This window comes from Novosphingobium sp. Fuku2-ISO-50 (genome assembly GCF_001519055.1).
In the GTDB taxonomy this organism is placed as follows: domain Bacteria; phylum Pseudomonadota; class Alphaproteobacteria; order Sphingomonadales; family Sphingomonadaceae; genus Novosphingobium.
Window position 1 is genome coordinate 109,924 of record NZ_KQ954294.1, and the last position, 22,332, is coordinate 132,255.

Annotated in this window: 20 protein-coding genes; 5 read left to right on the forward strand and 15 right to left on the reverse strand. The window is 64.2% G+C overall.

Annotated features, from left to right (window positions below; all coding sequences use genetic code 11):
- Nucleotides 1–13 precede the first annotated feature (13 nt).
- The 5 genes from AQZ50_RS13535 to AQZ50_RS13555 all read right to left on the reverse strand — a co-directional run bounded on the left by AQZ50_RS13535 (nucleotide 14) and on the right by AQZ50_RS13555 (nucleotide 5,085).
- Nucleotides 14–1,369 carry an NAD(P)-binding domain-containing protein gene (locus AQZ50_RS13535; RefSeq protein WP_067746990.1) on the reverse strand — a complete coding sequence of 452 codons (1,356 nt, stop codon included), beginning with the start codon at nucleotides 1,367–1,369 and terminating at the stop codon, nucleotides 14–16.
- A gap of 347 nt (nucleotides 1,370–1,716) precedes the next feature.
- The gene (locus tag AQZ50_RS13540; RefSeq protein WP_231730289.1) at nucleotides 1,717–2,406 is read right to left on the reverse strand and encodes a helix-turn-helix domain-containing protein; all 690 of its coding nucleotides are present in this window, start codon (nucleotides 2,404–2,406) and stop codon (nucleotides 1,717–1,719) included.
- A 63-nt stretch (nucleotides 2,407–2,469) separates the two neighbouring features.
- On the reverse strand, nucleotides 2,470–3,531 hold the full coding sequence (locus AQZ50_RS13545) for a heme-dependent oxidative N-demethylase family protein (protein WP_067746992.1): 1,062 nt from the start codon (nucleotides 3,529–3,531) through the stop codon (nucleotides 2,470–2,472).
- Between the two features lie 25 nt (nucleotides 3,532–3,556).
- Entirely contained in the window at nucleotides 3,557–4,507 is a 951-nt protein-coding gene (locus AQZ50_RS13550) for a PDR/VanB family oxidoreductase (RefSeq protein ID WP_067746993.1), read from the reverse strand.
- Nucleotides 4,504–5,085 (reverse strand): dimethylamine monooxygenase subunit DmmA family protein, encoded by a 582-nt coding sequence (locus tag AQZ50_RS13555; protein WP_067746994.1) that lies wholly within the window; start codon nucleotides 5,083–5,085, stop codon nucleotides 4,504–4,506. The genes AQZ50_RS13550 and AQZ50_RS13555 overlap by 4 nt, the downstream gene beginning before the upstream one ends.
- 229 nt (nucleotides 5,086–5,314) lie before the next feature.
- Here AQZ50_RS13555 and AQZ50_RS13560 point away from each other — a divergent pair, with 229 nt between their 5' ends.
- From AQZ50_RS13560 to AQZ50_RS13580, 5 genes are all read left to right on the forward strand, one after another.
- Nucleotides 5,315–6,448, forward strand: a complete 1,134-nt coding sequence (locus AQZ50_RS13560) for an aminomethyl transferase family protein (RefSeq protein ID WP_067747053.1) — start codon at nucleotides 5,315–5,317, stop codon at nucleotides 6,446–6,448.
- 69 nt (nucleotides 6,449–6,517) lie between these two features.
- Nucleotides 6,518–7,444 carry a LysR family transcriptional regulator gene (locus AQZ50_RS13565; RefSeq protein ID WP_067746995.1) on the forward strand — a complete coding sequence of 309 codons (927 nt, stop codon included), beginning with the start codon at nucleotides 6,518–6,520 and terminating at the stop codon, nucleotides 7,442–7,444.
- Between the two features lie 111 nt (nucleotides 7,445–7,555).
- Nucleotides 7,556–8,980, forward strand: coding sequence for a gamma-aminobutyraldehyde dehydrogenase (locus tag AQZ50_RS13570; RefSeq protein WP_067746996.1), 1,425 nt, complete (start codon nucleotides 7,556–7,558; stop codon nucleotides 8,978–8,980).
- 25 nt (nucleotides 8,981–9,005) lie between these two features.
- The gene (locus tag AQZ50_RS13575; protein ID WP_067746997.1) at nucleotides 9,006–10,484 is read left to right on the forward strand and encodes an APC family permease; all 1,479 of its coding nucleotides are present in this window, start codon (nucleotides 9,006–9,008) and stop codon (nucleotides 10,482–10,484) included.
- A gap of 46 nt (nucleotides 10,485–10,530) precedes the next feature.
- Complete coding sequence (locus AQZ50_RS13580; protein WP_067746998.1) at nucleotides 10,531–10,980, forward strand: allene oxide cyclase family protein; 450 nt, start codon at nucleotides 10,531–10,533, stop codon at nucleotides 10,978–10,980.
- Nucleotides 10,981–11,216: 236 nt separating this feature from the next.
- Here the strand turns inward: AQZ50_RS13580 and glnT are convergent, their stop codons facing one another.
- The 10 genes from glnT to AQZ50_RS13630 all read right to left on the reverse strand — a co-directional run bounded on the left by glnT (nucleotide 11,217) and on the right by AQZ50_RS13630 (nucleotide 22,289).
- The gene (glnT, locus tag AQZ50_RS13585; RefSeq protein ID WP_067746999.1) at nucleotides 11,217–12,506 is read right to left on the reverse strand and encodes a type III glutamate--ammonia ligase; all 1,290 of its coding nucleotides are present in this window, start codon (nucleotides 12,504–12,506) and stop codon (nucleotides 11,217–11,219) included.
- Nucleotides 12,507–12,528: 22 nt separating this feature from the next.
- Entirely contained in the window at nucleotides 12,529–13,857 is a 1,329-nt protein-coding gene (locus AQZ50_RS13590; protein WP_067747000.1) for an FMN-binding glutamate synthase family protein, read from the reverse strand.
- Between the two features lie 11 nt (nucleotides 13,858–13,868).
- Nucleotides 13,869–14,555, reverse strand: coding sequence for a GltB/FmdC/FwdC-like GXGXG domain-containing protein (locus AQZ50_RS13595; protein WP_067747001.1), 687 nt, complete (start codon nucleotides 14,553–14,555; stop codon nucleotides 13,869–13,871).
- Nucleotides 14,555–15,430: a class II glutamine amidotransferase gene (locus AQZ50_RS13600; protein ID WP_067747002.1), complete on the reverse strand. Its 876-nt coding sequence runs from the start codon at nucleotides 15,428–15,430 to the stop codon at nucleotides 14,555–14,557. Before AQZ50_RS13600 ends, AQZ50_RS13595 begins: the two co-directional genes overlap by 1 nt.
- Before the next feature lie 106 nt (nucleotides 15,431–15,536).
- Complete coding sequence (locus tag AQZ50_RS13605; protein ID WP_067747003.1) at nucleotides 15,537–16,400, reverse strand: bifunctional 5,10-methylenetetrahydrofolate dehydrogenase/5,10-methenyltetrahydrofolate cyclohydrolase; 864 nt, start codon at nucleotides 16,398–16,400, stop codon at nucleotides 15,537–15,539.
- A complete protein-coding gene (gene purU, locus AQZ50_RS13610; protein WP_067747004.1) occupies nucleotides 16,400–17,254 on the reverse strand; it encodes a formyltetrahydrofolate deformylase in 855 nt (284 codons plus the stop codon). Before purU ends, AQZ50_RS13605 begins: the two co-directional genes overlap by 1 nt.
- Before the next feature lie 19 nt (nucleotides 17,255–17,273).
- Nucleotides 17,274–17,786 (reverse strand): sarcosine oxidase subunit gamma, encoded by a 513-nt coding sequence (locus AQZ50_RS13615; RefSeq protein WP_067747005.1) that lies wholly within the window; start codon nucleotides 17,784–17,786, stop codon nucleotides 17,274–17,276.
- Nucleotides 17,779–20,766 carry a sarcosine oxidase subunit alpha family protein gene (locus AQZ50_RS13620; RefSeq protein WP_067747006.1) on the reverse strand — a complete coding sequence of 996 codons (2,988 nt, stop codon included), beginning with the start codon at nucleotides 20,764–20,766 and terminating at the stop codon, nucleotides 17,779–17,781. The genes AQZ50_RS13615 and AQZ50_RS13620 overlap by 8 nt, the downstream gene beginning before the upstream one ends.
- Complete coding sequence (locus AQZ50_RS13625; protein WP_067747007.1) at nucleotides 20,763–21,023, reverse strand: sarcosine oxidase subunit delta; 261 nt, start codon at nucleotides 21,021–21,023, stop codon at nucleotides 20,763–20,765. Before AQZ50_RS13625 ends, AQZ50_RS13620 begins: the two co-directional genes overlap by 4 nt.
- Before the next feature lie 12 nt (nucleotides 21,024–21,035).
- Nucleotides 21,036–22,289, reverse strand: a complete 1,254-nt coding sequence (locus AQZ50_RS13630) for a sarcosine oxidase subunit beta family protein (protein WP_067747008.1) — start codon at nucleotides 22,287–22,289, stop codon at nucleotides 21,036–21,038.
- Between the last annotated feature and the right edge of the window lie 43 nt (nucleotides 22,290–22,332).

Consider the following 22,332-nt stretch of genomic DNA (forward strand, 5'->3'; position numbering starts at 1 on the left):
CGCTCCTTCGCGATCAGACCGTGGCGTCGCTGGTGGCGAGAAACGCTTCGAGCGAATCGTCGAGCGCTTCCATCCAGCGGGTGTGATGGCGCGGGCTGACCGTGCCGGTCAGGACCGAGCGATAGGAATGATCGCGATAGCCCATGATGTCGGCCTCCTTGTCGTGCTCCCATTGCTTGAACAGCGCGGCCACGGCGGCGGTATCGAGCGTGGGATAGTCGGTCGCGGCGATCAGCTGGCTGACATAGGCAGCCTGGAAATCGATCTGCTCTTCCGGAGTGCCCGCAGCTTCCTCGCGGCCCTGCCAATCGGCGATGCTGGCCGCGCGGGTCTCGGCATCGGGCAGGTCGAGCTTGCCCAGGATCAGGTCGCGCACGAACCAGGCCTGCGCATCGAACATGTTGAACGTGAAATACTGGTCCTGCATGCCGACGTAGAACAGGTTCGGATTGTCCTGCCAGACCACGCCCTGCCACAAGTTGCCCGGATAGAGCCGGTTGTGCGTAATCAGGCGCAGTTCGTCGGGCAGGAACGGGAAGTGATGGATATAGCCCGTGCACAAGACGATGCCGTCGACTTTCTTGGACGTGCCGTCGATGAAGTGCGCAATATCGCCTTCGACTTTGGTCAGCAACGGGCGCTGCTCGAACTGTTCGGGCCAGTCGAACGGCAGCGGATTGGTGCGATAGCTGAAGGTCACCGAGTTGGCGCCATACTTGATGCACTGCGTCCCGATGTCTTCGGCGGAATAGGAACTGCCGACCATCAGCACGTCCTTGCCGGCGAATTCATCGGCCGAACGGAAATCGTGCGCATGCATTACCCGACCGGGGAACGTTTCGATCCCTTCGAATTCGGGCACGTTGGGCGTGGAGAAATGGCCCGACGAGACGATCACGTGATCGAACGTTTCCTCATAGGTTTCATCGGCGATCTGGTCCTTGACCCGCACGGTGAACAGGCTGGTTTCGGGATCCCACGACACCCAGCGGACCGGGCTGTTGAAACGCACGAACGGGCGCACCCCGGCCTTTTCGACCCGGCCCATGATATAGTCATGCAGCACGGCGCGCGGCGGATACGACGGGATCGGGCGACCGAAATGTTCCTCAAAGGAATAGTCGGCGAATTCAAGGCATTCCTTGGGCCCATTGGACCACAGATAGCGATACATCGAGCCATGGACCGGCTCGCCATACTGATCGAGCCCGGTGCGCCAGGTGTATTTCCACAGGCCGCCCCAATCTTCCTGCTTTTCAAAGCAGACCACTTCGGGAACGTCGATCCCCTTGGCCTTGGCACTTTGAAACGCCCGCAACACGGCAAGTCCGCTCGCACCGGCACCAATCACTGCAATTCGCTTGGCCATGAATGCCTCCCGTCTCCAGGCAAGGTTTTCGCGTGTTTACTGAAAATTCAACGCGAAAACCCGAGATGATCACAAAAGCGCGAACGACTGTTCGCCACAACAAAATCGCTGATTGGGCATGACGACTGGGAAAACGCCGCAATTTGAATGACGATCCCGCCCCGCACTCGCGGCAGGACTTGGGCAAAACCCACAACCCCACTGTGAAGCGCGACGTTTGCGCACATCCAAACTTCTCCCGCCCGGTGATCATGGGATAACCGGCAGGTCCGCATGGGTCAACTATGGAGAAAAATAATTTCTTAAAAAGAATGTCCGGCGCACGCCGATGGCGCGCAATCGGGCGTTCAGCCGCCGGTATTGCCCGCGCGCGGGTAGACGATGATCGAAAGATAGCGAATCACGCCCTGCCCCATCGTTTCGGGGCCATGCTGGGCCTGGCTGTCGAACAACAGCGTATCGCCCGGCTTGAGATCATAGCTGCGATCGCCGTGGCGATAGCAAAGCTCGCCTTCAAGCATGTAGATCAGCTCGGTCCCGCTGTGCGAAAAGCTGGTATAGGGCAAGGCATCGGCCGACAGCGTGATCATGTAGGGCTCGATCGCCAGATCGCCGCTGAGCAAATGGCCCAGCAATTGATAGATATGGCCCGCCTTGGTGCCGCGCCGCTCGATCTTCACCCCTTGCCCGGCGGCGACATAGGAACAATCCTGCCGGTCTTCGGCAAGCGCGAACAAGGCCGAAATCGGCACATTGAGCGCCTGCGCCAGCGAATGCACCGAGGTCAGCGAAGGCGAAATCTGCCCGTTTTCGATTTTCGACAGCATGCCGGTCGACAGCCCCGCCGCTGCGCTGAGATCGGCGACCGACAGATCCTGCTGACGACGCAATTGCCGCACGCGCAGCCCGAGCGCCTTTTCCAGCGCGCGCGGATCGTTGCGCGGCGCACCCGAGCCGGTCGGGAAATGCTCCGCCGACGGCGGTGCATCCGGCCCTGTCCGGTTTTGATCTTCGGTCCCGCGCGCGCGTCGTGCCATCATGTCCTCCAAGGCGTTCAGCATAGAAGCGCAAAGCCCGGAAAGACAAGCATTGGCATGCAATCAGGCGGGCAACACCGCAATGTCCGCAGCGATGCCCGGCGTCGTCGGCTCACCGTCGTCGAATTGGGCCAGATGCGCGACCAGCACGTCGTGATAGCGAGTCAGGCCCTTGTACCCGGCGATGTCGGGATGCAGATCGCGCATCACCCGGTGCAGGCGCCGCCCCCACTTGGGCACGCGCGTCAGATCATCGAGGCTGGCCAGATACGTGCGAATCCCGAACAGCAGCGCATTCGATCGCGGCAGGCGAAACAGGCTCTGCAATTCGACACGCAGAAACAGTTGCGAACCTATGTTTTCAGCCGTCAGACCGGCGCGATCGGGGCCCCACAGCGGATAGTTTTCGGGCGACGTGTCGAGCCGGGGATGGACCGTCATCGTCCAGTTGAGCCGCCGCGCGGGCTCGCCATAGCGGATGCGCATGAGATATTGCAGCGCCCGGTCGAATACCCCGGCCTGATGCGCCAGCGGCACCGGCCCATGCCATTCGTGGAACGTCATCCCCACATCGAACGCCAGGCTCCAGTCGGCCGGAGTCGTGGCAACGCCGCCGTCGATATAAAGCGTGCCGTCGCGCTGATCCTGCAAGGTGAAATCGCCCTGCGCCTGACGCACGATATATTCGAACGGCGGATGCGGCAAAGTCGTGGCATCGCCAAAGCGAAAGCTCTGGTGAATCCCCAGCGGACGATTGGTCCAGGTCCAGTCGAGCCCGTGCCGTTCGAGCGTGAACTGATCGGGATAATCGAGCGCCAGGCTTTCCATGATCAGCTCGAGCGTGTCCCATTCCGCATCGCGCATGTGCGGCAGCACCATGCAGCGGCCCGGTTCGAGCGCCAGCGCCCTGGCGCGTTCGGCGCATTCGGTGACATAGTGTTCGTCGACATCGAACGCGGCGGCAAACACCCCCGGCGTTGCGGAGCGGGTATGCGGCTCCATGTTGACCGAATACATGTAGCTGTCTTCGACGAACGGAAATGGAAAGCGCAAAACGCCCTCATCGCTGTTGCCATAGCGATAATCGTCGCGAAACGTCTCGTCGGACTTGAACCGGGTCGCCATTGTTCAAAAAATCCTCAGGTCTAAACTAGATGTCGAGCACGAGCGTCGCGCTGCGGCTGCGCGAGACGCATGGCATGACGAGGCAGCCTGCCCCGCGCTCGGCTTCGCTCAGATAATGATCGCGATGTTCGGGTGTGCCCTCGCTGACCGGCAGCATACACACGCCGCAGGCCCCACCGCGGCACAGCGACGGCGTGTCCACACCCGCCGCCTCGATCGCTTCGAGCATGGTCTGATCGCCCGCCACCGCGATTTCGATCCCCGACGCGGCGAGGCGCAGCACGAAAGGTTCGCCCCCTGCCGCGCCGAAATCCTCGCGATGCACATGGGTTTCGGGCCAGCCGAGCGCGGCGGCGGCGGCTTCGACCCCGTCCATCAGCCCGGCGGGGCCGCACGCATAGACATGCGTCCCCAGCGGCTGCGCGGCGAGCAGCGCAGTCAGGCCGAACGCGTCGCGACCGGCGTGGATATGGATGCGCTCTCCGGCACGCGGCGCCAGCAACGCTTCGAAGACGCCGACTTCGGCAGGGGCCGCAATCTGGTGCAGTTCGAACGACGCACCCTGTTCGCGCAAATGGGTGACAAAGGCGATCATCGGAGTCACGCCGATGCCGCCGCCGATCAACAGATGCTTTTTGGCCTGGCTGTGCAGCGCAAACAGATTGTGCGGCGCCGTCGCCTCGATCCCGTCGCCGGGCGCGAGGCTCTCGTGAACATGGCGCGATCCCCCGCGCGAACGCTCGGACAGGCGCACGATCACTTCGTACCCCGCCTCGGGATCGGCCGAGACCAGCGTATAGGAATTGTGGAGGGGCCGTCCGCCCGCAGGCGCAGGCAGAGTCAGCGTGATATGCGCGCCCGGCGCGGCAGGGGGCAGCCGCGCGCCGTCCGCCGCGACCAGATGCACGCGGCGCAAGGTCGGTGCGATCCCATCGGCACGCGCAACTTTCAGATGGAGCGTTCGGGCATTCGTCATGCGGAAAGATCCTCGATCGCCGGCACTTCGCCCGGCACTTCGGCATCGCACTGCACGCCCATCCAGGCATTGTGCACGCGGGAAAAATGGTCGCGCACGGTCAGCACGACGCCGCAGCCGGCGCATGTCACCAAAGTCGTGGTCACGCCCGGATTGATCGTGCGGCAATGCACGCAACTGACCCGGCGCACCGGCTTTCCGGTCGCAAACAGGCGCATTTCCTCGCGCCCCATGCCCGCCTCGATCGCCACCCGCGCGGCATCCCAGACAAACGGCTCGCTGCCGGTGACATAAAGCCGCAGCCCCATCGTCTCGGCGGCCAGGCGATGGCGCAACAGAGCCAGCAAATGGCTTGCCGACCGGAAATGCTGCACGCCGGGCCCGCCAAACGGTTCGGGCAGGACAAGCGCATGGGCCACCACATCCCAGCGCTCGGGAAAATCGGCCAGGCCGATGCCCGGCGCAAAGGCGGCCTCGGCGATGTCCTGATGATCCGTCACCAGCAGATGCGCCCGCGCCCGCGGATCGGGCGCAAGCGGGGCATAGCGCGGCCGGTTGCTCGCGGTTCCGGTACTCATGCAGTCAGAACCCTTTGACAGGGGAAAAACAAAGCGGGAGACATGACGGACTCCAAGCGTGAATGAGCGGAAACTTTCTCAAGAGGAAATATAATTGTCAATGAGGCAAATGGCGCCTCGACAGAAGACACCCCCCTTGATAAACGGATTTTCCGTAGAGGAAACCAATTTCAGGCCGGCCACTGGTCTTTTCGACCGGGCGCGCCGCCTGCTGCACAAGAGGTTGTTCATGCCCGATTCCTGGCGTCATTCCGCACTTTCCAGCCGTCACCGCGCGCTCGGTTCCGCCCTTGAGGACTGGAACGGCATGGGCACCGCCTGGACTTATGCGCACGATGTGCAGGACGATCATACCATGATCCGCACGCGAGCGGGACTGATGGACGTGTCCGGGCTTAAAAAGATGCATCTGGTCGGCCCCCATGCCAATGGCGTGCTCGACATGGTCACCACGCGCAGCGTGGGCAAGATCGCGCCGGGCCGTTCGGCCTATGCCACGATGCTCGACGACGACGGCCATTTCATCGACGATTGCATTCTCTATCGCATGGGCCCCGACAGCTGGATGGTGGTCCATGGCGCAGGGGCCGGGCATGAAGCGCTCGTCGCGGCGAGCCAGGGGCGCAATGTCGCGATGCTGTTCGACGATGACTTGCACGATTTGTCGCTGCAGGGCCCGGCGGCGGTCGATTTCCTGGCCGATCATGTCCCCGGCATCCGCGATCTCAAATATTTCAGCCACATGGGCGCAAAGCTGTTTGGCGCGCCGGTGCTGATTTCGCGCACCGGCTATACCGGCGAACGCGGCTATGAAATCTTTTGCCGCTCGGTCGACGCCCCGCTGATCTGGGACACGATCCTTGAAAAGGGCAAGGCGCTGGGCATCGGTCCCGCCGCGTTCACCGCGCTCGACCTGCTGCGTGTCGAAAGCTATTTGCTGTTCTATCCCTATGACATGTCGGAATACTTCCCCTTTGCCGACGGCTCGGTCGGCGACAGCTTGTGGGAACTGGGGCTCGATTTCACGGTCAGCCCGGGCAAGACCGGGTTTCGCGGCGCCGACGCGCACGCCCGCCTCAAGGGCAAGGAACGCTTCAGGATCTACGGCGTCGAACTGACTTCGGACAAGGCGCCCGAAACCGGCGACAAGCTGACCGTCGACGGGCGCGAAGTCGGCGTGATCACGATCGGCATGGTCTCGAAACTGACCGGCCGTTCGCTCGGCATTGCCCGGCTGGAACCGGCGTTTGCCGTGGCCGGCACCGACCTGACACTGGTCGGCGCGCAAGGCAGTGTCGCGGCCAAGGCGCAGCCCCTGCCGTTTGACGATCCGCAAAAGACCAAGCGCACCGCCGTCGGCTGAGCACCACCTTTGTTAAACGTCGGCAGGTCACGCGATTGACGGCGCGCGACCTGTTGATAAATTCGAACAATGGCCTTTTCCTTTCGTCAGATTCAATATTTCGTCGCGATTGCCGAGCTGGGTTCGCTGTCGAACGCGGCCAAGACGCTCAATGTCACGCCATCCTCGATCACCGTGGCGATCCAGGATCTGGAAGAAAGCCTTGCCTGCCGGCTGTTCGAACGCCGCGCACGAGGCATGGAGCTGACCATCAAGGGGCAGCAGTTCCTGCGCCATGCCCGCACGATTCTCGAATCCGTGGTGCAAGCGCGGCGCAGCCTGGAGACCGATCCGTCGCTCGTTGCGGGGCGAATCAATCTGGGCGTGACGCCCTTGCTGGCAGGATACGTCCTGGCCGAACTGCTGGCGCGGTTTCGCCAGTCTTTCCCCAATCCGCAGGTCTCGATACTCGAGGACACGCGCGAGGATCTGGAACATCTGCTGATCGGCGGCGAGCTCGATGCGGCGGCGGTGATCCTGCCCGAAGACGAGCCGGGACAGGGCTTGCAGGCGATGCATATCCAGTCATCGCCCTATCGCCTGTGGATGGCCGCCGATCATCCGCTGGCGCGCCACAGCACGGTGGAGATCGCCGCGCTCGAAGGCATGCCGATGATTTTTCTCGCCACCGACGAGATTGCCGAAACCGCCGAAAAGCATTGGCGCAAGGCTGGCGCGCGGCTCAACGTGCTGGTCCGCACCGGCTCGGTCGAGGCGGTGCGCAGCCTGGTTGCCACCGGCGCGGGCGTGGCGGCGATGCCCGATCTGGCCTTTCGCCGCTGGTCGCTCGAAGGCGACCGGGTCGAGGCGCGCGCGCTGGCCGATCCGCCCCGTCCGGCGCGGGTCAGCATCGTCTGGCGGCGCGGCGCCGAACAATCGCCGGTGCTCAAGGGCTTTCTGTCGGCGGTGCGCAATCCGCAGGCAGCCGACCTGCCTTCGCCAATGGCGAAAACGTGATTGCCCTATTTGAAATGGTGAAGACTCGATGGCTTGGATAGCTTTTCCGCGCAGGCGGCGCCTCGCTCCGCCAAATCTTCGCACACCACTATCCGTAATCGGGGGCCTGACATGAATTTGCAGATGTGCATCGGCGACAGCTTTGAAACCGGGCAGGAACCGGCCGAGCGCCTGATCAATCCGCGCACCGGCGCCGCGATTGTCGACATTGCCGAAGCCTCGCTGGCGCAAGTCGACGCCGCCGTTGCCGCCGCCACCGCCGCCTTTGCCTCATGGTCGCGCACCACGCCGGGCGAACGCAGCGCGCTCCTGCTCAAGCTGGCCGACCGGATCGAGGCGCAGGCCGAAGACTACGCCCGGCTCGAAGCGCTCAATTGCGGCAAGCCCTATCACCTCGTGCTCAATGACGAGATCCCGGCGATTGTCGATTGCGTGCGCTTTTTTGCAGGCGCGGCGCGGACGCTGCACGGGCCGCTGGCGGGCGAATACCTGCCCGGCCATACCTCGATGATCCGCCGCGATCCGATCGGCGTGGTGGGCGCGATCGCGCCGTGGAACTATCCGCTGATGATGGCGATCTGGAAAATCGCGGCGCCGGTTGCGGTCGGCAACACGGTCGTGCTCAAGCCGTCGGAACTGACTCCGCTGACCACGTTCAAGCTGGCCGAAGATGCCGCCGCGCTGTTCCCCGCCGGGGTCATCAACGTTGTCCATGGCCGCGGCGAAAGCGTCGGCAGCCACCTCATCAACCATCCTGCGGTCGGCATGGTTTCGGTTACCGGCGACATTTCGACCGGGCGCAAAGTGCTTGCCGCCGCGACCAAGACGATCAAGCGCACACACCTCGAACTGGGCGGCAAGGCGCCGGTGATCGTGCTCGCCGATGCCGATATTGACGAAGTGGTGTCTGCGCTGCGCACCTTCGGGTTCTACAACGCCGGGCAGGACTGCACCGCCGCCTGTCGCATCTATTGCGCCGATGCGGTCTATGACCGGCTCGTCGCCGAACTGGCGAACGCGGTCGGCACCTTGCGTTTTGACCAGAGCAACGATGACGACAACGAACTGGGCCCGCTGATTTCCGAACGGCAGCGTTCGCGCGTGGCCGCGTTCGTGGCGCGCGCTGCCGAACAGCCCCATATCGAAATCGCCACCGGCGGCGCGCCGGGCGACGGGCCGGGATTCTATTTCCAGCCGACGGTCATCGCCCATGCGCAGCAGAGCGACGAGATCGTGCGCCGCGAAGTGTTCGGGCCGGTGGTATCGATCACGCGCTTTGACGATGTCGATCAGGTGATCGGCTGGGCCAACGATTCCGATTACGGGCTTGCATCCTCGGTCTGGTCGAAGGATGTTGGTCAGGCGATGCGCGTCGCTGCGGCGCTGCGCTATGGCTGCACCTGGGTAAACACCCATTTCATGCTGACCAGCGAGATGCCGCATGGCGGTTTCAAGCAGTCGGGTTACGGCAAGGACATGAGCCTCTATGCGCTCGAAGACTATACCTGCCCGCGCCACATCATGATCAAGCTCTGACCTTTCCGGGGGGAAACCAGTGTCCATGACCGACTTGACGAACACCGACGACGACGAACTGAAGGCCCTTGGCTATTCGGCGCAATTCGAGCGCTCGATGTCCCTGTGGGAAAATTTTGCGCTCGGCTTTACCTATCTGTCGCCGGTGGTCGGGGTCTATTCGGTGTTTGCCATCGGCATGGCCGCCGGTGGCCCGCCGATGATCTGGTGGTATCTGATCGCCGCCGTCGGGCAGATGATCGTCTGCCTGACGTTTTGCGAAGTCGTCTCGCAATTCCCGATTTCGGGCGGGCTCTATCCCTGGTGCCGCCGTCTGGTCGGCAAGAAATGGGCATGGATGGCCGGCTGGGTCTATGGCTGGGCGCTGTTTACCTCGATCGCGGCGGTTTCGGCGGGCGCAGCGCCGTTTGTCGGCCCGCTGCTCGGATTCCAGACGACGCCGGTGTCAGCAGGGCTGATCGCCATCGCCATCGTCGCGGTTTCGACGCTGACCAACCTTGCGGGCACGCGCACGCTGGCGCGGGTCGCGATGTTCGGCTTTATCTGTGAAATCCTCGGCGCGATCGTGGTCGGTGCGTTTCTCCTGCTGTTTCATCGCCACCAGTCGATCGGGGCGATTTTCCATACTTATGGTCTGGTCAAGAACGGGTCTTACGGCCCCGCGTTCCTGGGGGCGGCGATTGTCGGCCTGTTTACCTGCTATGGCTTTGAAGCCTGCGGCGATGTCGCCGAAGAAACGCCCAATCCCGGCGTTGCCATTCCCAAGGCGATGAAATCGACCATCTATGTCGGCATGGCGGCATCGATTTTCGTGGCGTTGGCGCTGATCCTGTCGCTGCCCGATGTCATGGGCGTGATCAGCGGGCGCATTGCCAATCCGATCGAGGATGCGCTGATTGTCGCGTTCGGGCCGATCGGGGCGAAAGGCGTAGTGCTGATCGTGCTCGTCTCGTTCCTGTCGTGCGCGCTCAGCATGCAGGCCGCCGCGAGCCGCCTGCTCTATGCCTATGCCCGCGACGAAATGGTCGTGGCGAGCGACTGGCTCGGCAAAGTGTCGAAAACGCACCACGTACCGATGAATGCGCTGGTCGTTTCGGGGCTGATCGCTTGCGCGATCCTCGTGCTCGGCATGTTCTTTGCCGATGCCGTGGCGACGATCGTCAGCTTTGCGGTGGTGGGCATCTATGCCGGGTTCCAGATGGTGGTGCTCGGCGCGACGTTCGCCCGCCTGCGCGGCTGGCAGCCGCACGGCAAATTTCATCTGGGCGCCTGGGGCCTGCCGATCAATCTGGCCGGGATTGTCTGGGGCGTCGGCTCGATCCTGATCATGCTGCGCCCCGCCGATGGCGATATGCCGTGGTATACCAGCTATGGCATGGCGCTGACTTTTGGCGGCGTGATCGTCACCGGGCTGTTCTACATGCTGGCCGGTCGCCCCCATGACCGCAGCGACGCGCCTGCGGGCGATGCCTGGCTGCGCAAGCGCCCGGTTGCAAAAGCCTGAACGAACCCGGCGCCCGCTTTGGCGCCCGAATGAGGAGCGAACGAGGATGTCACACAAAATCACCGTATGGGCCGCTCTTGCCGCGCTCAGCCTTGCAGGCCCGGCTTGTGCCGCGCCCGCGCACGGCACGAAGCTCGATGTCGTCGAGCGCGCCGATACCGACACCGTCAGCATCAAGGGCGGCACGGCGGCGGACAATGTCGGCGATGTCATGACCTTTACCAACCCGATCTACGATGCCGCCAATGTCAAGAAACTCGGCGTCGATCACGGCTATTGCGTGCGCATGATCGTGGGCAAATCGTGGGAATGCCATTGGACCATGATGCTCGCCAAGGGCCAGATCATGGTCGACGGGCCGGTCGATGACGGCGGCGACACGGTGCTGGCGGTGATGGGCGGCACCGGGGCGTATCGCGGTGCGCGCGGCGAAATGCTGATCCACGCGCGCGATGCCAAGGCGACGGGCTACGATTTCCACTATCGCCTGCAGTAATAAAACCCCTGCCCTTCAGGGCAATGGCGTTCACACATTCCATTTTTGTTCGTCATTCCCGCGAAGGCGGGAATGACGATGGTTTATACCTCATTGATTTCAGGTGTAAATTTTCATGGCCGTGATGTGTGAATGACGTAGCCTTCAGGGGCGGGGCTTCTCCCCTCCATCAAAAAAAGGCTGCGGCGATCTACCCGATCGCCGCAGCCTTTTTCATGTCGACGTGTTGAGCGGACTCAGCAATCGAGCGTGTTCGCGCGTTCCCAATCGGTCAGGTGGCGCGCATAGTCGTTCCATTCCGAATGCTTGAGCTTGGTATAGGACGGCACCAGTTCGGGCAGCGCCTGTGTCAGCACATCGCTCGCTTCGAGCGCACGAATGGCGTCGAGCAAGTTGAGCGGCAGCTTGGGTACGTTGGTGACCTTTTCGCCCTCGGTATACATGTTGATGTCGAGACGCGGCCCTGGATCGCGCGCGTTGATCAGCCCGTCGAGCCCCGCAGCCAGCGCGACGGCGGGCAACAGATAGGGATTGACCGCCCCATCGGCGAGCCGCAGTTCGAGCCGGTTGGGCTCGGGCACGCGGATCATGTGGGTGCGGTTGTTGCCGGTCCAGGTCACCGAATTGGGCGACCAGGTTGCGCCAGAATTGGTGCGCGGGGCATTGATCCGCTTGTAGCTGTTGACCGTGGGATTGGTGATCGCCGCCATCGCCGGGGCGCTGTGCAGCAGGCCGCCGATGAAATGGCGCGCCACGTCGGTAATGTCGTCCGCCCCGGCAAAGGCGTTGTCCGCCCCCTGCCACAGCGAAAGATGGATGTGACAGCCGTTGCCGGTCAGGTCGATAAACGGCTTGGGCATGAACGTTGCGCGCATGCCGTGCTTTTCGGCCACCGATTTGGCCATGAACTTGAAAAATGCCATGCGATCGGCGGTCACCAGCGCATCGTCATAGTGCCAGTTCATCTCGAACTGGCCATTGGCGTCTTCGTGGTCGTTTTGATAGGGTTTCCACCCCAGTTCGAGCATCGCGTCGCAGATCTCGGTGATCACGTCATAGCGGCGCATCAGGGCCTGTTCGTCGTAACACGGCTTGCCATGGGTATCGTCCGCATCCGACAGCGTGCGGCCATCCGGGCTGATCAGGAAGAATTCGCATTCCACCCCGGTCTTGAGCTGATAGCCCAGCGCCGCCGCGCGCGCGATCTGCGCCTTGAGCGCGTTGCGCGGGGATGCGGCAACCGGCTTGCCCGCCATCCACAGATCCGACGCCAGCCAGCCCACTTGCGGTTTCCACGGTAACTGGATCAGGCTGGCCGGATCGGGAATGGCAAACAGATCGGGATCGGCAGGCGACATGTCGAGCCATGTCGCAAAACCGGCAAAGCCCGCACCGTTTTTCTGCATCTCGCCGATCGCCGAGGCCGGAACCAGCTTGGCACGCTGTTCGCCGAACAAGTCGGTGTAGGATACGAGGAAGTATTTGATGCCCTTGTCCCGGGCGATTTCGGCAAGATCGGTGGTCATCGCGGCATCTTTCGAAAAGGGATCAAAACTGCTGACCGGGGATCCAGTTGGTTCCCGCCAGCGGCACCCGCGCCATCGCGGCGGCCTCGATGGTCAGCGCGACCAGGTCTTCCGGTTCCAGATTGTGCAGGTGGCTCTTGCCGCAGGCCCGCGCGATGGTCTGCGCTTCGAGCGTCAGCACCGCGAGATAGTTGGCCAGCCGCCGCCCCGCCGCCACCGGATCGAGCCGCGCCGACAGGATCGGATCCTGCGTGGTGATCCCGGCGGGGTCTTTGCCTTCGTGCCAGTCGTCATAGGCGCCCGCCGTAGTGCCCAGCGCCTGATATTCGGGCTCGTGGTGCGGATCGTTGTCGCCCAGCGCGATCAGCGCCGCCGTGCCGATCGCCACGGCGTCGGCGCCCAGCGCCAGCGCCTTGGCCACATCGGCGCCATTGCGGATACCGCCCGACACGATCAGCTGCACCTTGCGATGCATGCCCAGATCCTGCAGCGCCTGCACCGCCGGGCGGATCGCGGCGAGGATCGGAATGCCGACGTGTTCGATGAACACTTCCTGCGTTGCCGCCGTGCCGCCCTGCATGCCGTCGAGCACGACGACATCGGCGCCCGATTTCACCGCCAGCGCGACATCGTAATAAGGCCGGGTCGCGCCGACCTTGACGTAGATCGGCTTTTCCCAATCGGTAATCTCGCGCAGTTCCTCGATCTTGATTTCAAGATCGTCGGGCCCGGTCCAGTCGGGGTGACGGCAGGCCGATCGCTGATCGATGCCCTTGGGCAAAGTGCGCATCGCCGCCACGCGGTCGGAAATCTTCTGCCCCAGCAGCATCCCGCCACCGCCCGGCTTGGCGCCCTGCCCGATCACCACTTCGATGGCATCGGCCTTGCGGATGTCATCGGGGTTCATGCCATAGCGGCTGGGCAGGTATTGATAGATCAGCGTCTGCGACTGGCCACGCTCTTCGGGCGTCATGCCGCCGTCGCCGGTCGTCGTGCTGGTCCCGGCAAGGGTCGCACCGCGCCCCAGCGCTTCCTTGGCCTGCGCCGACAGCGCGCCAAAGCTCATTCCCGCAATCGTGACCGGCGTCTTGAGATGAATCGGCTTTTTCGCAAAGCGGGTGCCGAGCCACACGTCGGTGGCGCACTTTTCGCGATAGCCTTCCAGCGGATAGCGCGACACCGAAGCGCCGAGAAACAGCAAGTCGTCGAAATGGGGCAGCGAACGCTTGGTGCCGCCGCCGCGAATGTCATAGATGCCGGTCGCCGCCGCACGGCGGATTTCGGACAGCGTATGCGGATCGAACGTCGCGGAATAACGCGGCAGAGTCTGCGGAATGTGGGAATTGTCCATCTGGGCGTTCCTCAGTAGGCCGAGGCGTTGTCGACGTGGAAATTGTAAAGCCCGCGTGCCGAGCCATAGCGACGGAATTCCTGCGGACTGACCCCTTCGACCCCTGCATCCAAAAGCAGTTTCGTCAGGATTTCCTCGTGTTCGGGGCGCAGCTCCTTTTCGATGCAGTCGGCGCCCAGGCTCTTGACCGCGCCGCGTACGAAAATGCGCGTTTCGTAAAGGGAATCGCCCAGCGCTTCACCGGCATCGCCCAGCACGACCAGATTGCCCGCCTGCGCCATGAACGCGCTCATCGGGCCGATCGAGCCTTTGACCACGATGTCGACGCCTTTCATCGAAATGCCGCAGCGCGCCGAGGCATTGCCGTCGATCACCAGCAGGCCGCCATGCGCCGTCGCGCCCGCCGCCTGGCTGGCATCGCCTTTGACATGGACCCGGCCCGACATCATGTTTTCGGCAACGCCGACCCCGACATTGCCATTGACGATCACGGTCGCGAGTTGATTCATGCCCGCGCAGTAATAGCCCGCGTGGCCGTCGATCTCGATCGTGACCGGGGCATTGACCCCGGCGGCCAGCGCATGAGCGCCTTCGGGATTGGCGACGTGCCAATGGGTTTCGTTGGTATTGGCGGGCAACGCGTGCAGCGCAGCGTTGAGTTCGCGCCTGGTGGTTACGGCAAGGTCGAAAGCGGGCATCAGTTGCGCTCCCAGACATAGGCATGAGCAGGTTCGGGCTCGAAAATGCGGGCCTGCTCGATTCCGGGCAGGCCGACCAGAGCGCGGTATTCCGAGCCAAAGGCGACATAGCGATCGGTTTCGGCCATCACGGCGGGCTTGCACGAAATGGGATCGCGCATCACCGCAAAGCCGTTTTCGGTGCCGATGACGAACGTGTAAAACCCGTCGAGATCTTCCAGCCCGGCTTCGAGCGCGGTGGTCAGGCTGTCGCCTTCGCGCAAGCGCCAGCTGATATACCCGGCGGCGACTTCGCTGTCGTTGTCGGTGACAAAGCTCAGTCCTTCGCGCTCCAGCCGGCGGCGCAGCGAACGGTGATTCGACAGCGAGCCATTGTGCACCAGACACTGATCGCGCCCGGTCGAAAAGGGATGCGCACCATCGGTCGTCACCGCGCTTTCGGTGGCCATGCGGGTGTGGCCGATGCCATGCGTGCCGGCCATCGCGGGAAGCGCGAAACGATCGGCGACCTGGCGGGGCAGGCCCACTTCCTTGTACAATTCGATGCGCTGGCCCGAGCCGGTCACCACCAGATCGGGGCGATGCAGCGCCAGCCAGCCGCGCACTTGTTCCTCAAGCGAAACCGCAAAGGACAGCACGAGATGGGTGTCGCGGCGCACAGCCCGGGCAATCCCGGCCAGCGCGTCTTCCACTTCGTCGAGCCGGGGCCCGCGCACGGTCACTTTCAGATGACCGGCATCGCCGCCGCCATAGACGGCAAAGCCCGCGCTGTCGGGCCCCCGGTCGGTCATGACCACCAACATGTCCGCCAGCAACCGGCCCAGATCGGGCTCCAGCGCCGGGTCCTTCAGGAACAGGCCGACAATTCCACACATGATCACAATTCTCCCGAACGCCTGTCGACCGGGATAGTCCGCAGACCGGGATCATGTCAATCGCGAAGAAACAGAATTTCCCAATAGGAATATAAAGGAGGGATTGTCACGCGATCGCGGCGGTCTTGGCGGCCTTGACCGTGTTGGCCAGCAGGCAGGCGATCGTCATCGGGCCGACCCCGCCCGGAACCGGGGTCACCGCGCGGGCATGGTCAAGCTCATGCGTGGCGCAATCGCCGATGATCCGGGTCGTGCCGTCCGGGTCCGTCACGCGATTGATGCCGACATCGATCACCACCGCGCCGGGCTTGACCCAATAGCCGCGCACCAGATGCGGCGCCCCGGCGGCGGCCACGATGATGTCCGCCTTGCGCGCAATGTCGGGCAAATCGCGCGTTTCGATATGGGTGACGGTGACAGTCGCCTCGCGTTCGAGCAGCAGCATCGAGACCGGTTTGCCGACGATGTTCGATTTGCCGATCACGCAGACATTGAGCCCGCGATAATCGTCGATCACCGTGTCGATCAGCATCATGATGCCCAGCGGCGTGCATGGCACCAGCCCCCCGGTGCCGGTCGACAGCCGCCCGACATTGACCGGGTGAAAGCCGTCGACATCCTTGCCCGGCGCAATGCGGTCGAGCACGCGCCCGGCATCAATCGCGCGCGGCAACGGCAATTGGACGAGAATGCCGTGCACCGCCGGATCGGCATTGAGCGTATCGATCAGCGCCAGCAGGTCCGCCTCGGGCGTCGTTTCGGGCAGGCGATGCTCGATCGAGCGGATGCCCGCCTTGCGACATTGCCCGACTTTGCGACCGACATAGACTTCGCTGGCAGGATCATGCCCGACCAGAATCACGGCCAGACCGGGCGCCTGCCCTGTCGCGGCAACCATCGCCGCAACCTCGTCGGCGGTGCGTGCCAGAACTTCGCGCGCAATCGCGCGACCATCGATAATTTGTGCCATCAGTCGCGGAATACCACGGTCTTGTTCCCATGCAACAGACTGCGGCCATCAAGATGCAATTGCACCGCGCGGGCGAGCACGCGCCGTTCGATGTCGCGCCCCTTGCGCACCAGATCGTCGGCGCGATCGGCGTGGGTGATACGCTCGACATCCTGTTCGATGATCGGGCCTTCGTCGAGATCGCCGGTCACGTAATGCGCGGTTGCCCCGATCAGCTTCACCCCGCGTTCGTGCGCCTGGTGATAGGGCTTGGCCCCCTTGAAGCCGGGCAGGAAAGAATGGTGGATGTTGATGCAGCGCCCCGACAGCCAGGCGGCCATTTCATCCGACAGGATCTGCATATAGCGCGCCAGCACGACCAGATCGGCGCCGGTTTCGGTCGCGATCGCGCGGATCTGCGCTTCCTGTTCGGCCTTGGTTTCGCGGGTGACGGGCAGATGGTGAAAGGGGATGCTGCCCAGATTGATGTCGCTCAGCGCCGAACGCGGGTGATTCGAGATGACGCCGACCACATCCATCGCGATTTCGCCCATTTTCAGGCGATAGAGCAGATCGACAAGACAATGGTCGAACTTGCTGACCAGCAGCAGCACCTTTTGCAGGTGATCGCGCCGCCGCCAGGTCCAGTCCATGGCGAATTTTTCGGCAATCGCGCCGAGATCGCGCCCGATCGCCGCCTCGTCGGCGCCGTCATCGACGGTAAACACCAGCCGCATGAAAAAGCGGTTGGCTTCGATGTCGTCGAATTGCGAGGCCTCGGTGATATTCCCGCCATGGTTGAAAATCGCGGTGGCAATCGCTGCAACGATGCCCGGAAGATTGCCGCACGAAAGGGTAAGCAGATACTCGGTCATGGGATTGTTCCTCAAAGGATCACAGCGCCGCGATGGAGGCATCCAGCCAATCGCGGAAACCGCCGGCGAAGCTGCGGAAAATGGCAAGATGAAAGCTTTCGGGGCCGGTCTGATGCACGATCACGCCGACATGGGCGATGACGCTGACCACGACCGCGCCCGCGCCCGGCGCGAGCGCCGACAAGTCGACCGGCACCCCTTTTTGCAACAGGCGCCGCGCATCAGCCCCGGTGATCTGCAACAAAGTATAGGCGCTCGATTGATCGACCACGGCGGCAAGCCCTGCCAGCCTGTCGCCCAGCGCCTCGGCCCAATCGGGCGCAGCGGCATCGGCAAAGGCCAGCCATTGCCCCGGCCCGGTGCCCCACAGCGCCAGCCCCGCCCCCTCGCTGGCGACCCCCTCGCTGGAAACTGGCGCCGAAATCACGCGAAGCCCCAGCGCCGTACCCAGCGCATCGGGGCCGATACCCGCGCGCGGCAGCACGTTGGCAAGGCCGAAACCGGCCAGTTCGCGTACCGAAACATCAACCACGCAGTCTCTCCCCCGTCGGATCGAAGAACACCGGATCGCTCACCAGCGCCCGCACGTCCGCCCCGCGCACCGGATCGTGCACCACGATCTCCTCGCCATGCCGCTCCGCCCCATGCGCCAGCAGCGCCAGCGCGACGGGATGGCCCAAAGTCGTCGCAAAACAGGCCGAGGTCACAAAGCCTTCGTCGTTCGCCGCCACCTGCGCGGCACCGGGCCGCAACAGATGACCGCCCGCACGGATCGTCGAAACGCCATCTGCTGGTTTCAGCCCGACCAGACGCGGCCTTGCCGGATCGGTCAGCGCGGGCCGTTCGGCCATGATCCGCCCGATGAAGTCCTTCTTTTCCGACATCATCCGGCCAAGACCAAGATCGGTCGCCGTGGTCCAGCCATTCAGCTCGTTGCCCGCCGGATGGCCCTTTTCGATGCGCATCACGCCCAGCGCCTCGGTGCCGTAAGGCGTCAGGCCAAACGCTGCGCCCACGGCAAACAGATGCTCGACCAGGGCGGCGCCAAGCCCGGCGGGCACGCTGAGTTCAAAGGCCAGTTCGCCCGAAAACGACAGCCGGAAAAGGCGCGCCCTGAAACCGCGCCAGCGCAGCTCCACCGCGCCCATATAGGGCAATGCCGCGTCGGACAGGTCCACATTCGGCACATCGACGTCGGACAGGGCCGCAGCGAGCAAATCGCGCGAGCGCGGCCCGGCGATCGAATAGGTCGCCCATTGCTCGGTCACCGAAACCGCCTGCACATTGCTGTCGGGCCACAAGACCTGCCGCGCAAAATCGAGATGCTGCATCACCCGCGCCGCATTGGCCGTGGTCGTGGTCATGAACCAGCGATCGGGCGCAAACCGCGTGACCGTGCCGTCATCGAGGGCAAGGCCGTCTTCGCGCAGCATCAGCCCATAGCGCGCCTTGCCCACCGGCAGCGCCGAAAAGCCGTTGATATAAAGCCGGTCGAGCAGCGCGCCGACATCGGCGCCGATCAGTTCGATCTTGCCGAGCGTCGACACATCGCACAGCCCGACGCCGCCCCGTGTCGCCAGCACTTCGCGATCGACCGACTGGCGCCAATGGGTTTCACCCGGAAGCGGATACCACTGCGCGCGCTTCCATTGCCCGGCGTCGACAAACACCGCGCCGCGCGCAGCGGCCCATTCGTGGCTGGCGGTGTGACGTTCGGGGCGGAACTGGCGCCCGCGATGATGCCCGCCAAACGCACCGATCGCCACCGGCACCACCGGCGGTCGCGCCCGGATCGTGCCCGTTTCGGCCAAGGCGCGCCCGGTTGCGGCGGCGAGCAGCCCATGGCCGTTGACCTGGCTGACGCGGCCCTGATCGGTGGCCATGCCGAGCGTGGTATAGCGCTTGAGATGTTCGACGCTGGTAAAGCCCTCGCGCACGGCCAGAGTGACGTCGCCCGCCGTGACATCGTGCTGAAAATCGACAAAGGCCTTGGCCTTGCACGGCCCGCTGGCCCAGACCGCGCTCACGCCGTGGGGCGCGTCTTCGACCTGCGGCAGCGGCGCGGCAACGGCCGTCTTGCCCAGCGCTGCGACGACCTCGCCCGCAGCGCGCCGCGCCGAAGCGAGCGCCCCGGCCAGTCCATAGACGCCATCGGCGGCACCGGCAGCGGCAAGACCTGCGGGCGCCTCGCCCAAGGCATAAGCGGCAATATCCTCGCGCCAGACCGGCTTGTGACCGAGATGCGCGGCGAGCGCCACTTGCGGATTCCAGCCGCCCGCCACCGCAAGCAGATCGGCGGCAAAGCTGTGCCTGCGCCCCGCACCGTCGAGCGCCTCGACGCGCGACAACGGGCTGCCTTTGGCGGCGATCACCTGCCCGCCGGTCAGCACCGGCACGCCCGCCGCGCGGATCGGCGCGACGAGCGCATCGAGCACAGCGGCGCGCGTGTCGATCACCGCCAGCAGAGTCACCCCCGCCGCCAGCAGATCGGCCGCCGTCTCCCAGCCGCTGTCTCCCGACGTCAGCACCACCGCGCGCCGCCCCGGCGCCACGCCAAAACGGTTGCAATAGGTCGAAACGGCAGAAGCCAGCATCACGCCGGGCCGGTCGTTGCCTTCGAACACGATCGGGCGCTCGGTCGCGCCGGTGGCAAGGATCGTGTGCTGCGCAACGATTTTCCAAAGCCTTTGGCGCGGTTGGCCGGGCAAAGGCACCGGCAGATGGTCGGCGACTTGCTCGATTGCGCCATGTTCGCCATCGTCGAAACGGCCAAACACCGTCGTCCGCGTCAGCACCCGCACATGCGGCATCGCGGCAAGCTCGGCAACCGCTGCCGCAACCCAGTGCGCGCCGTCTGCCCCGCCCAGACTGGTCCGTTCGGACAGCAGCCGACCGCCGGGCACCGCGCTTTCATCGGCGATCACCACGCGCAGCCCCGCACGCGCCGCATCGAGCGCCGCTATCAGCCCGACAGGGCCCGCGCCGACGACCAGCAGATCGCAGAACGCGTGATCATGCTCATAGTGGTCGGGGTCTTCCTGCCCCGACAGCGCGCCGAGCCCCGCCGCGCGGCGGATCAGCGGCTCATAGAGCTTTTCCCAGGCCTTGGCGGGCCACATGAATGTCTTGTAGTAGAACCCGGCAACGAACAGCGGCGCGGCCAACTGGTTTACCGCCATCAGATCGAAGCCGAGGCTGGGCCAGCGGTTCTGGCTGGTCGCCTCCAGCCCGTCGTAGAGTTCGATCGTGGTGGCCCGCGTGTTGGGCTCGGCCCGCGCGCCGCTGCGCAAAGTGACGAGGGCGTTGGGCTCTTCGCTGCCCGCCGTCAGCACCCCGCGCGGGCGGTGATACTTGAAGCTGCGGCCAAACAGCCGCACGCCATTGGCCAGCAGCGCCGAGGCCAGCGTATCGCCGGGATGACCATGATAAGTCTTGCCGTCGAACGTGAAGGACAGCGTCCTTGCGCGATCGATCAGGCCGCCGCTGTGCAGGCGAAAAGGCTGCGCGCTCATGCCGCGTGCCCGATCCGGGCAAAGTCCGCGCTCTCGATCGCGTGGCTTACCGTATTGCGCCGCACGCGCAGCCAGTTGCGGCATCCTTGCGCGTGATACCACAGCTCTTCGAACTGACCCGCCGGATTGTCGCGCAGATAGAGGTAATCGAACATCGCGTCGGCATCGTCGCCGGCGGGACGGATTGGCGCGGCATCACCGCGATGGACGAATTCGCGGGAATCGCGGCTGCCGCAAAAAGGGCATGGGATGCGCATGGTCGCGGCTCCTCAGTGCAGATTTGGTTGGGCGCCAACGCCCTTTTCATCGATCAGATGGCCGGTGCGAAACCGGTCGAGCCGATAGGCGGTCGCGGTTTCGTGCGCGGTATCGGTGGCCAGCAGATGGGCAAAACACCAGCCCGAGGCAGGGGTCGCCTTGAAACCGCCGTAGCACCAGCCGGCATTGCAATAGAGCCCGGCGATCGGGGTATGATCGATGATCGGCGAGCCATCCATGCTCATGTCCATGATCCCGCCCCAACTGCGCAGCAGGCGCACCCGCCCGATCATCGGCATGATCGCCATGCCGCCCTCGCACACATCTTCGACCACCGGCAGATTCCCGCGCTGGGCATAGGAATTGTATCCGTCGATGTCTCCGCCGAATACCAGCCCGCCCTTGTCCGACTGGCTGACATAGAAATGCCCGGCGCCAAACGTGATCACGCCGGGGATCAGCGGCTTCAACCCTTCGGAAACGAACGCCTGCAGGACATGGCTTTCGATCGGCAGGCGCAAGCCCGCCTTGGCCGCGACGGGGCCGGTCATGCCCGCGACCGCCAGCCCGACCTTGCCCGCGCGAATGGCCCCGCGACTGGTTTCCACGCCGACCACCGCGCCGCTCGTATCGCGCAAAAAGCCGGTCACTTCGCAATTCTGGATAATGTCGACGCCCAGCGCCGAAGCCGCGCGCGCATAGCCCCAGTTGACCGCATCGTGGCGCGCCGTGCCGCCGCGCGGCTGCAACAGGCCGCCCTGAATCGGAAAGCGCGCATTGTCGAAATCGAGGAACGGCGCCATCTGCCGCACCGCGTCGGCGCCCAGCAGTTCGGCATCGACCCCGTGCAGGCGCATGGCATTGCCACGCCGGGCATAGGCATCGCGCTGCGCATCGGAATGATAGAGGTTGAGCACGCCGCGCTGGCTGACCATCGCGTTGTAGTTGAGCTCCTGCTCCAGCCCTTCCCACAGCTTCATCGACCATTCGTAGAACGGTTCGTTGCCGGGCAGGCCATAGTTCGAACGGATGATCGTGGTGTTGCGCCCGGCATTGCCGCCGCCGATCCACCCGCGCTCGACCACCGCGACACGGGTAATGCCGTGCACTTTGGCCAGGTAATAGGCCGCCGCCAGCCCATGCCCGCCGCCGCCGACGATGACGATGTCATAGCCTTCGCGCGGGGCCGCGTCGCGCCAGGCCGGGGTCCAGTCCCGATGTCGGCGCAGCGCCTGGGTGGCCAGTTGCAGGATCGAATAACGCATCAGAGGCCTTTCGCGCTGGCCAAGAAATGTTCTTGAAGGGAAA

Excerpts from the sequence above, each read along its gene's own strand:
- AQZ50_RS13535 (WP_067746990.1), bottom strand. The coding sequence starts at position 1,369 with ATGGCCAAGCGAATTGCAGTGATTGGTGCCGGTGCGAGCGGACTTGCC.
- AQZ50_RS13540 (WP_231730289.1), bottom strand. The coding sequence starts at position 2,406 with ATGGCACGACGCGCGCGCGGGACCGAAGATCAAAACCGGACAGGGCCG.
- AQZ50_RS13545 (WP_067746992.1), bottom strand. The coding sequence starts at position 3,531 with ATGGCGACCCGGTTCAAGTCCGACGAGACGTTTCGCGACGATTATCGC.
- AQZ50_RS13550 (WP_067746993.1), bottom strand. The coding sequence starts at position 4,507 with ATGACGAATGCCCGAACGCTCCATCTGAAAGTTGCGCGTGCCGATGGG.
- AQZ50_RS13555 (WP_067746994.1), bottom strand. The coding sequence starts at position 5,085 with ATGAGTACCGGAACCGCGAGCAACCGGCCGCGCTATGCCCCGCTTGCG.
- AQZ50_RS13560 (WP_067747053.1), top strand. The coding sequence starts at position 5,315 with ATGCCCGATTCCTGGCGTCATTCCGCACTTTCCAGCCGTCACCGCGCG.
- AQZ50_RS13565 (WP_067746995.1), top strand. The coding sequence starts at position 6,518 with ATGGCCTTTTCCTTTCGTCAGATTCAATATTTCGTCGCGATTGCCGAG.
- AQZ50_RS13570 (WP_067746996.1), top strand. The coding sequence starts at position 7,556 with ATGAATTTGCAGATGTGCATCGGCGACAGCTTTGAAACCGGGCAGGAA.
- AQZ50_RS13575 (WP_067746997.1), top strand. The coding sequence starts at position 9,006 with ATGACCGACTTGACGAACACCGACGACGACGAACTGAAGGCCCTTGGC.
- AQZ50_RS13580 (WP_067746998.1), top strand. The coding sequence starts at position 10,531 with ATGTCACACAAAATCACCGTATGGGCCGCTCTTGCCGCGCTCAGCCTT.
- glnT (WP_067746999.1), bottom strand. The coding sequence starts at position 12,506 with ATGACCACCGATCTTGCCGAAATCGCCCGGGACAAGGGCATCAAATAC.
- AQZ50_RS13590 (WP_067747000.1), bottom strand. The coding sequence starts at position 13,857 with ATGGACAATTCCCACATTCCGCAGACTCTGCCGCGTTATTCCGCGACG.
- AQZ50_RS13595 (WP_067747001.1), bottom strand. The coding sequence starts at position 14,555 with ATGCCCGCTTTCGACCTTGCCGTAACCACCAGGCGCGAACTCAACGCT.
- AQZ50_RS13600 (WP_067747002.1), bottom strand. The coding sequence starts at position 15,430 with ATGTGTGGAATTGTCGGCCTGTTCCTGAAGGACCCGGCGCTGGAGCCC.
- AQZ50_RS13605 (WP_067747003.1), bottom strand. The coding sequence starts at position 16,400 with ATGGCACAAATTATCGATGGTCGCGCGATTGCGCGCGAAGTTCTGGCA.
- purU (WP_067747004.1), bottom strand. The coding sequence starts at position 17,254 with ATGACCGAGTATCTGCTTACCCTTTCGTGCGGCAATCTTCCGGGCATC.
- AQZ50_RS13620 (WP_067747006.1), bottom strand. The coding sequence starts at position 20,766 with ATGAGCGCGCAGCCTTTTCGCCTGCACAGCGGCGGCCTGATCGATCGC.
- AQZ50_RS13625 (WP_067747007.1), bottom strand. The coding sequence starts at position 21,023 with ATGCGCATCCCATGCCCTTTTTGCGGCAGCCGCGATTCCCGCGAATTC.
- AQZ50_RS13630 (WP_067747008.1), bottom strand. The coding sequence starts at position 22,289 with ATGCGTTATTCGATCCTGCAACTGGCCACCCAGGCGCTGCGCCGACAT.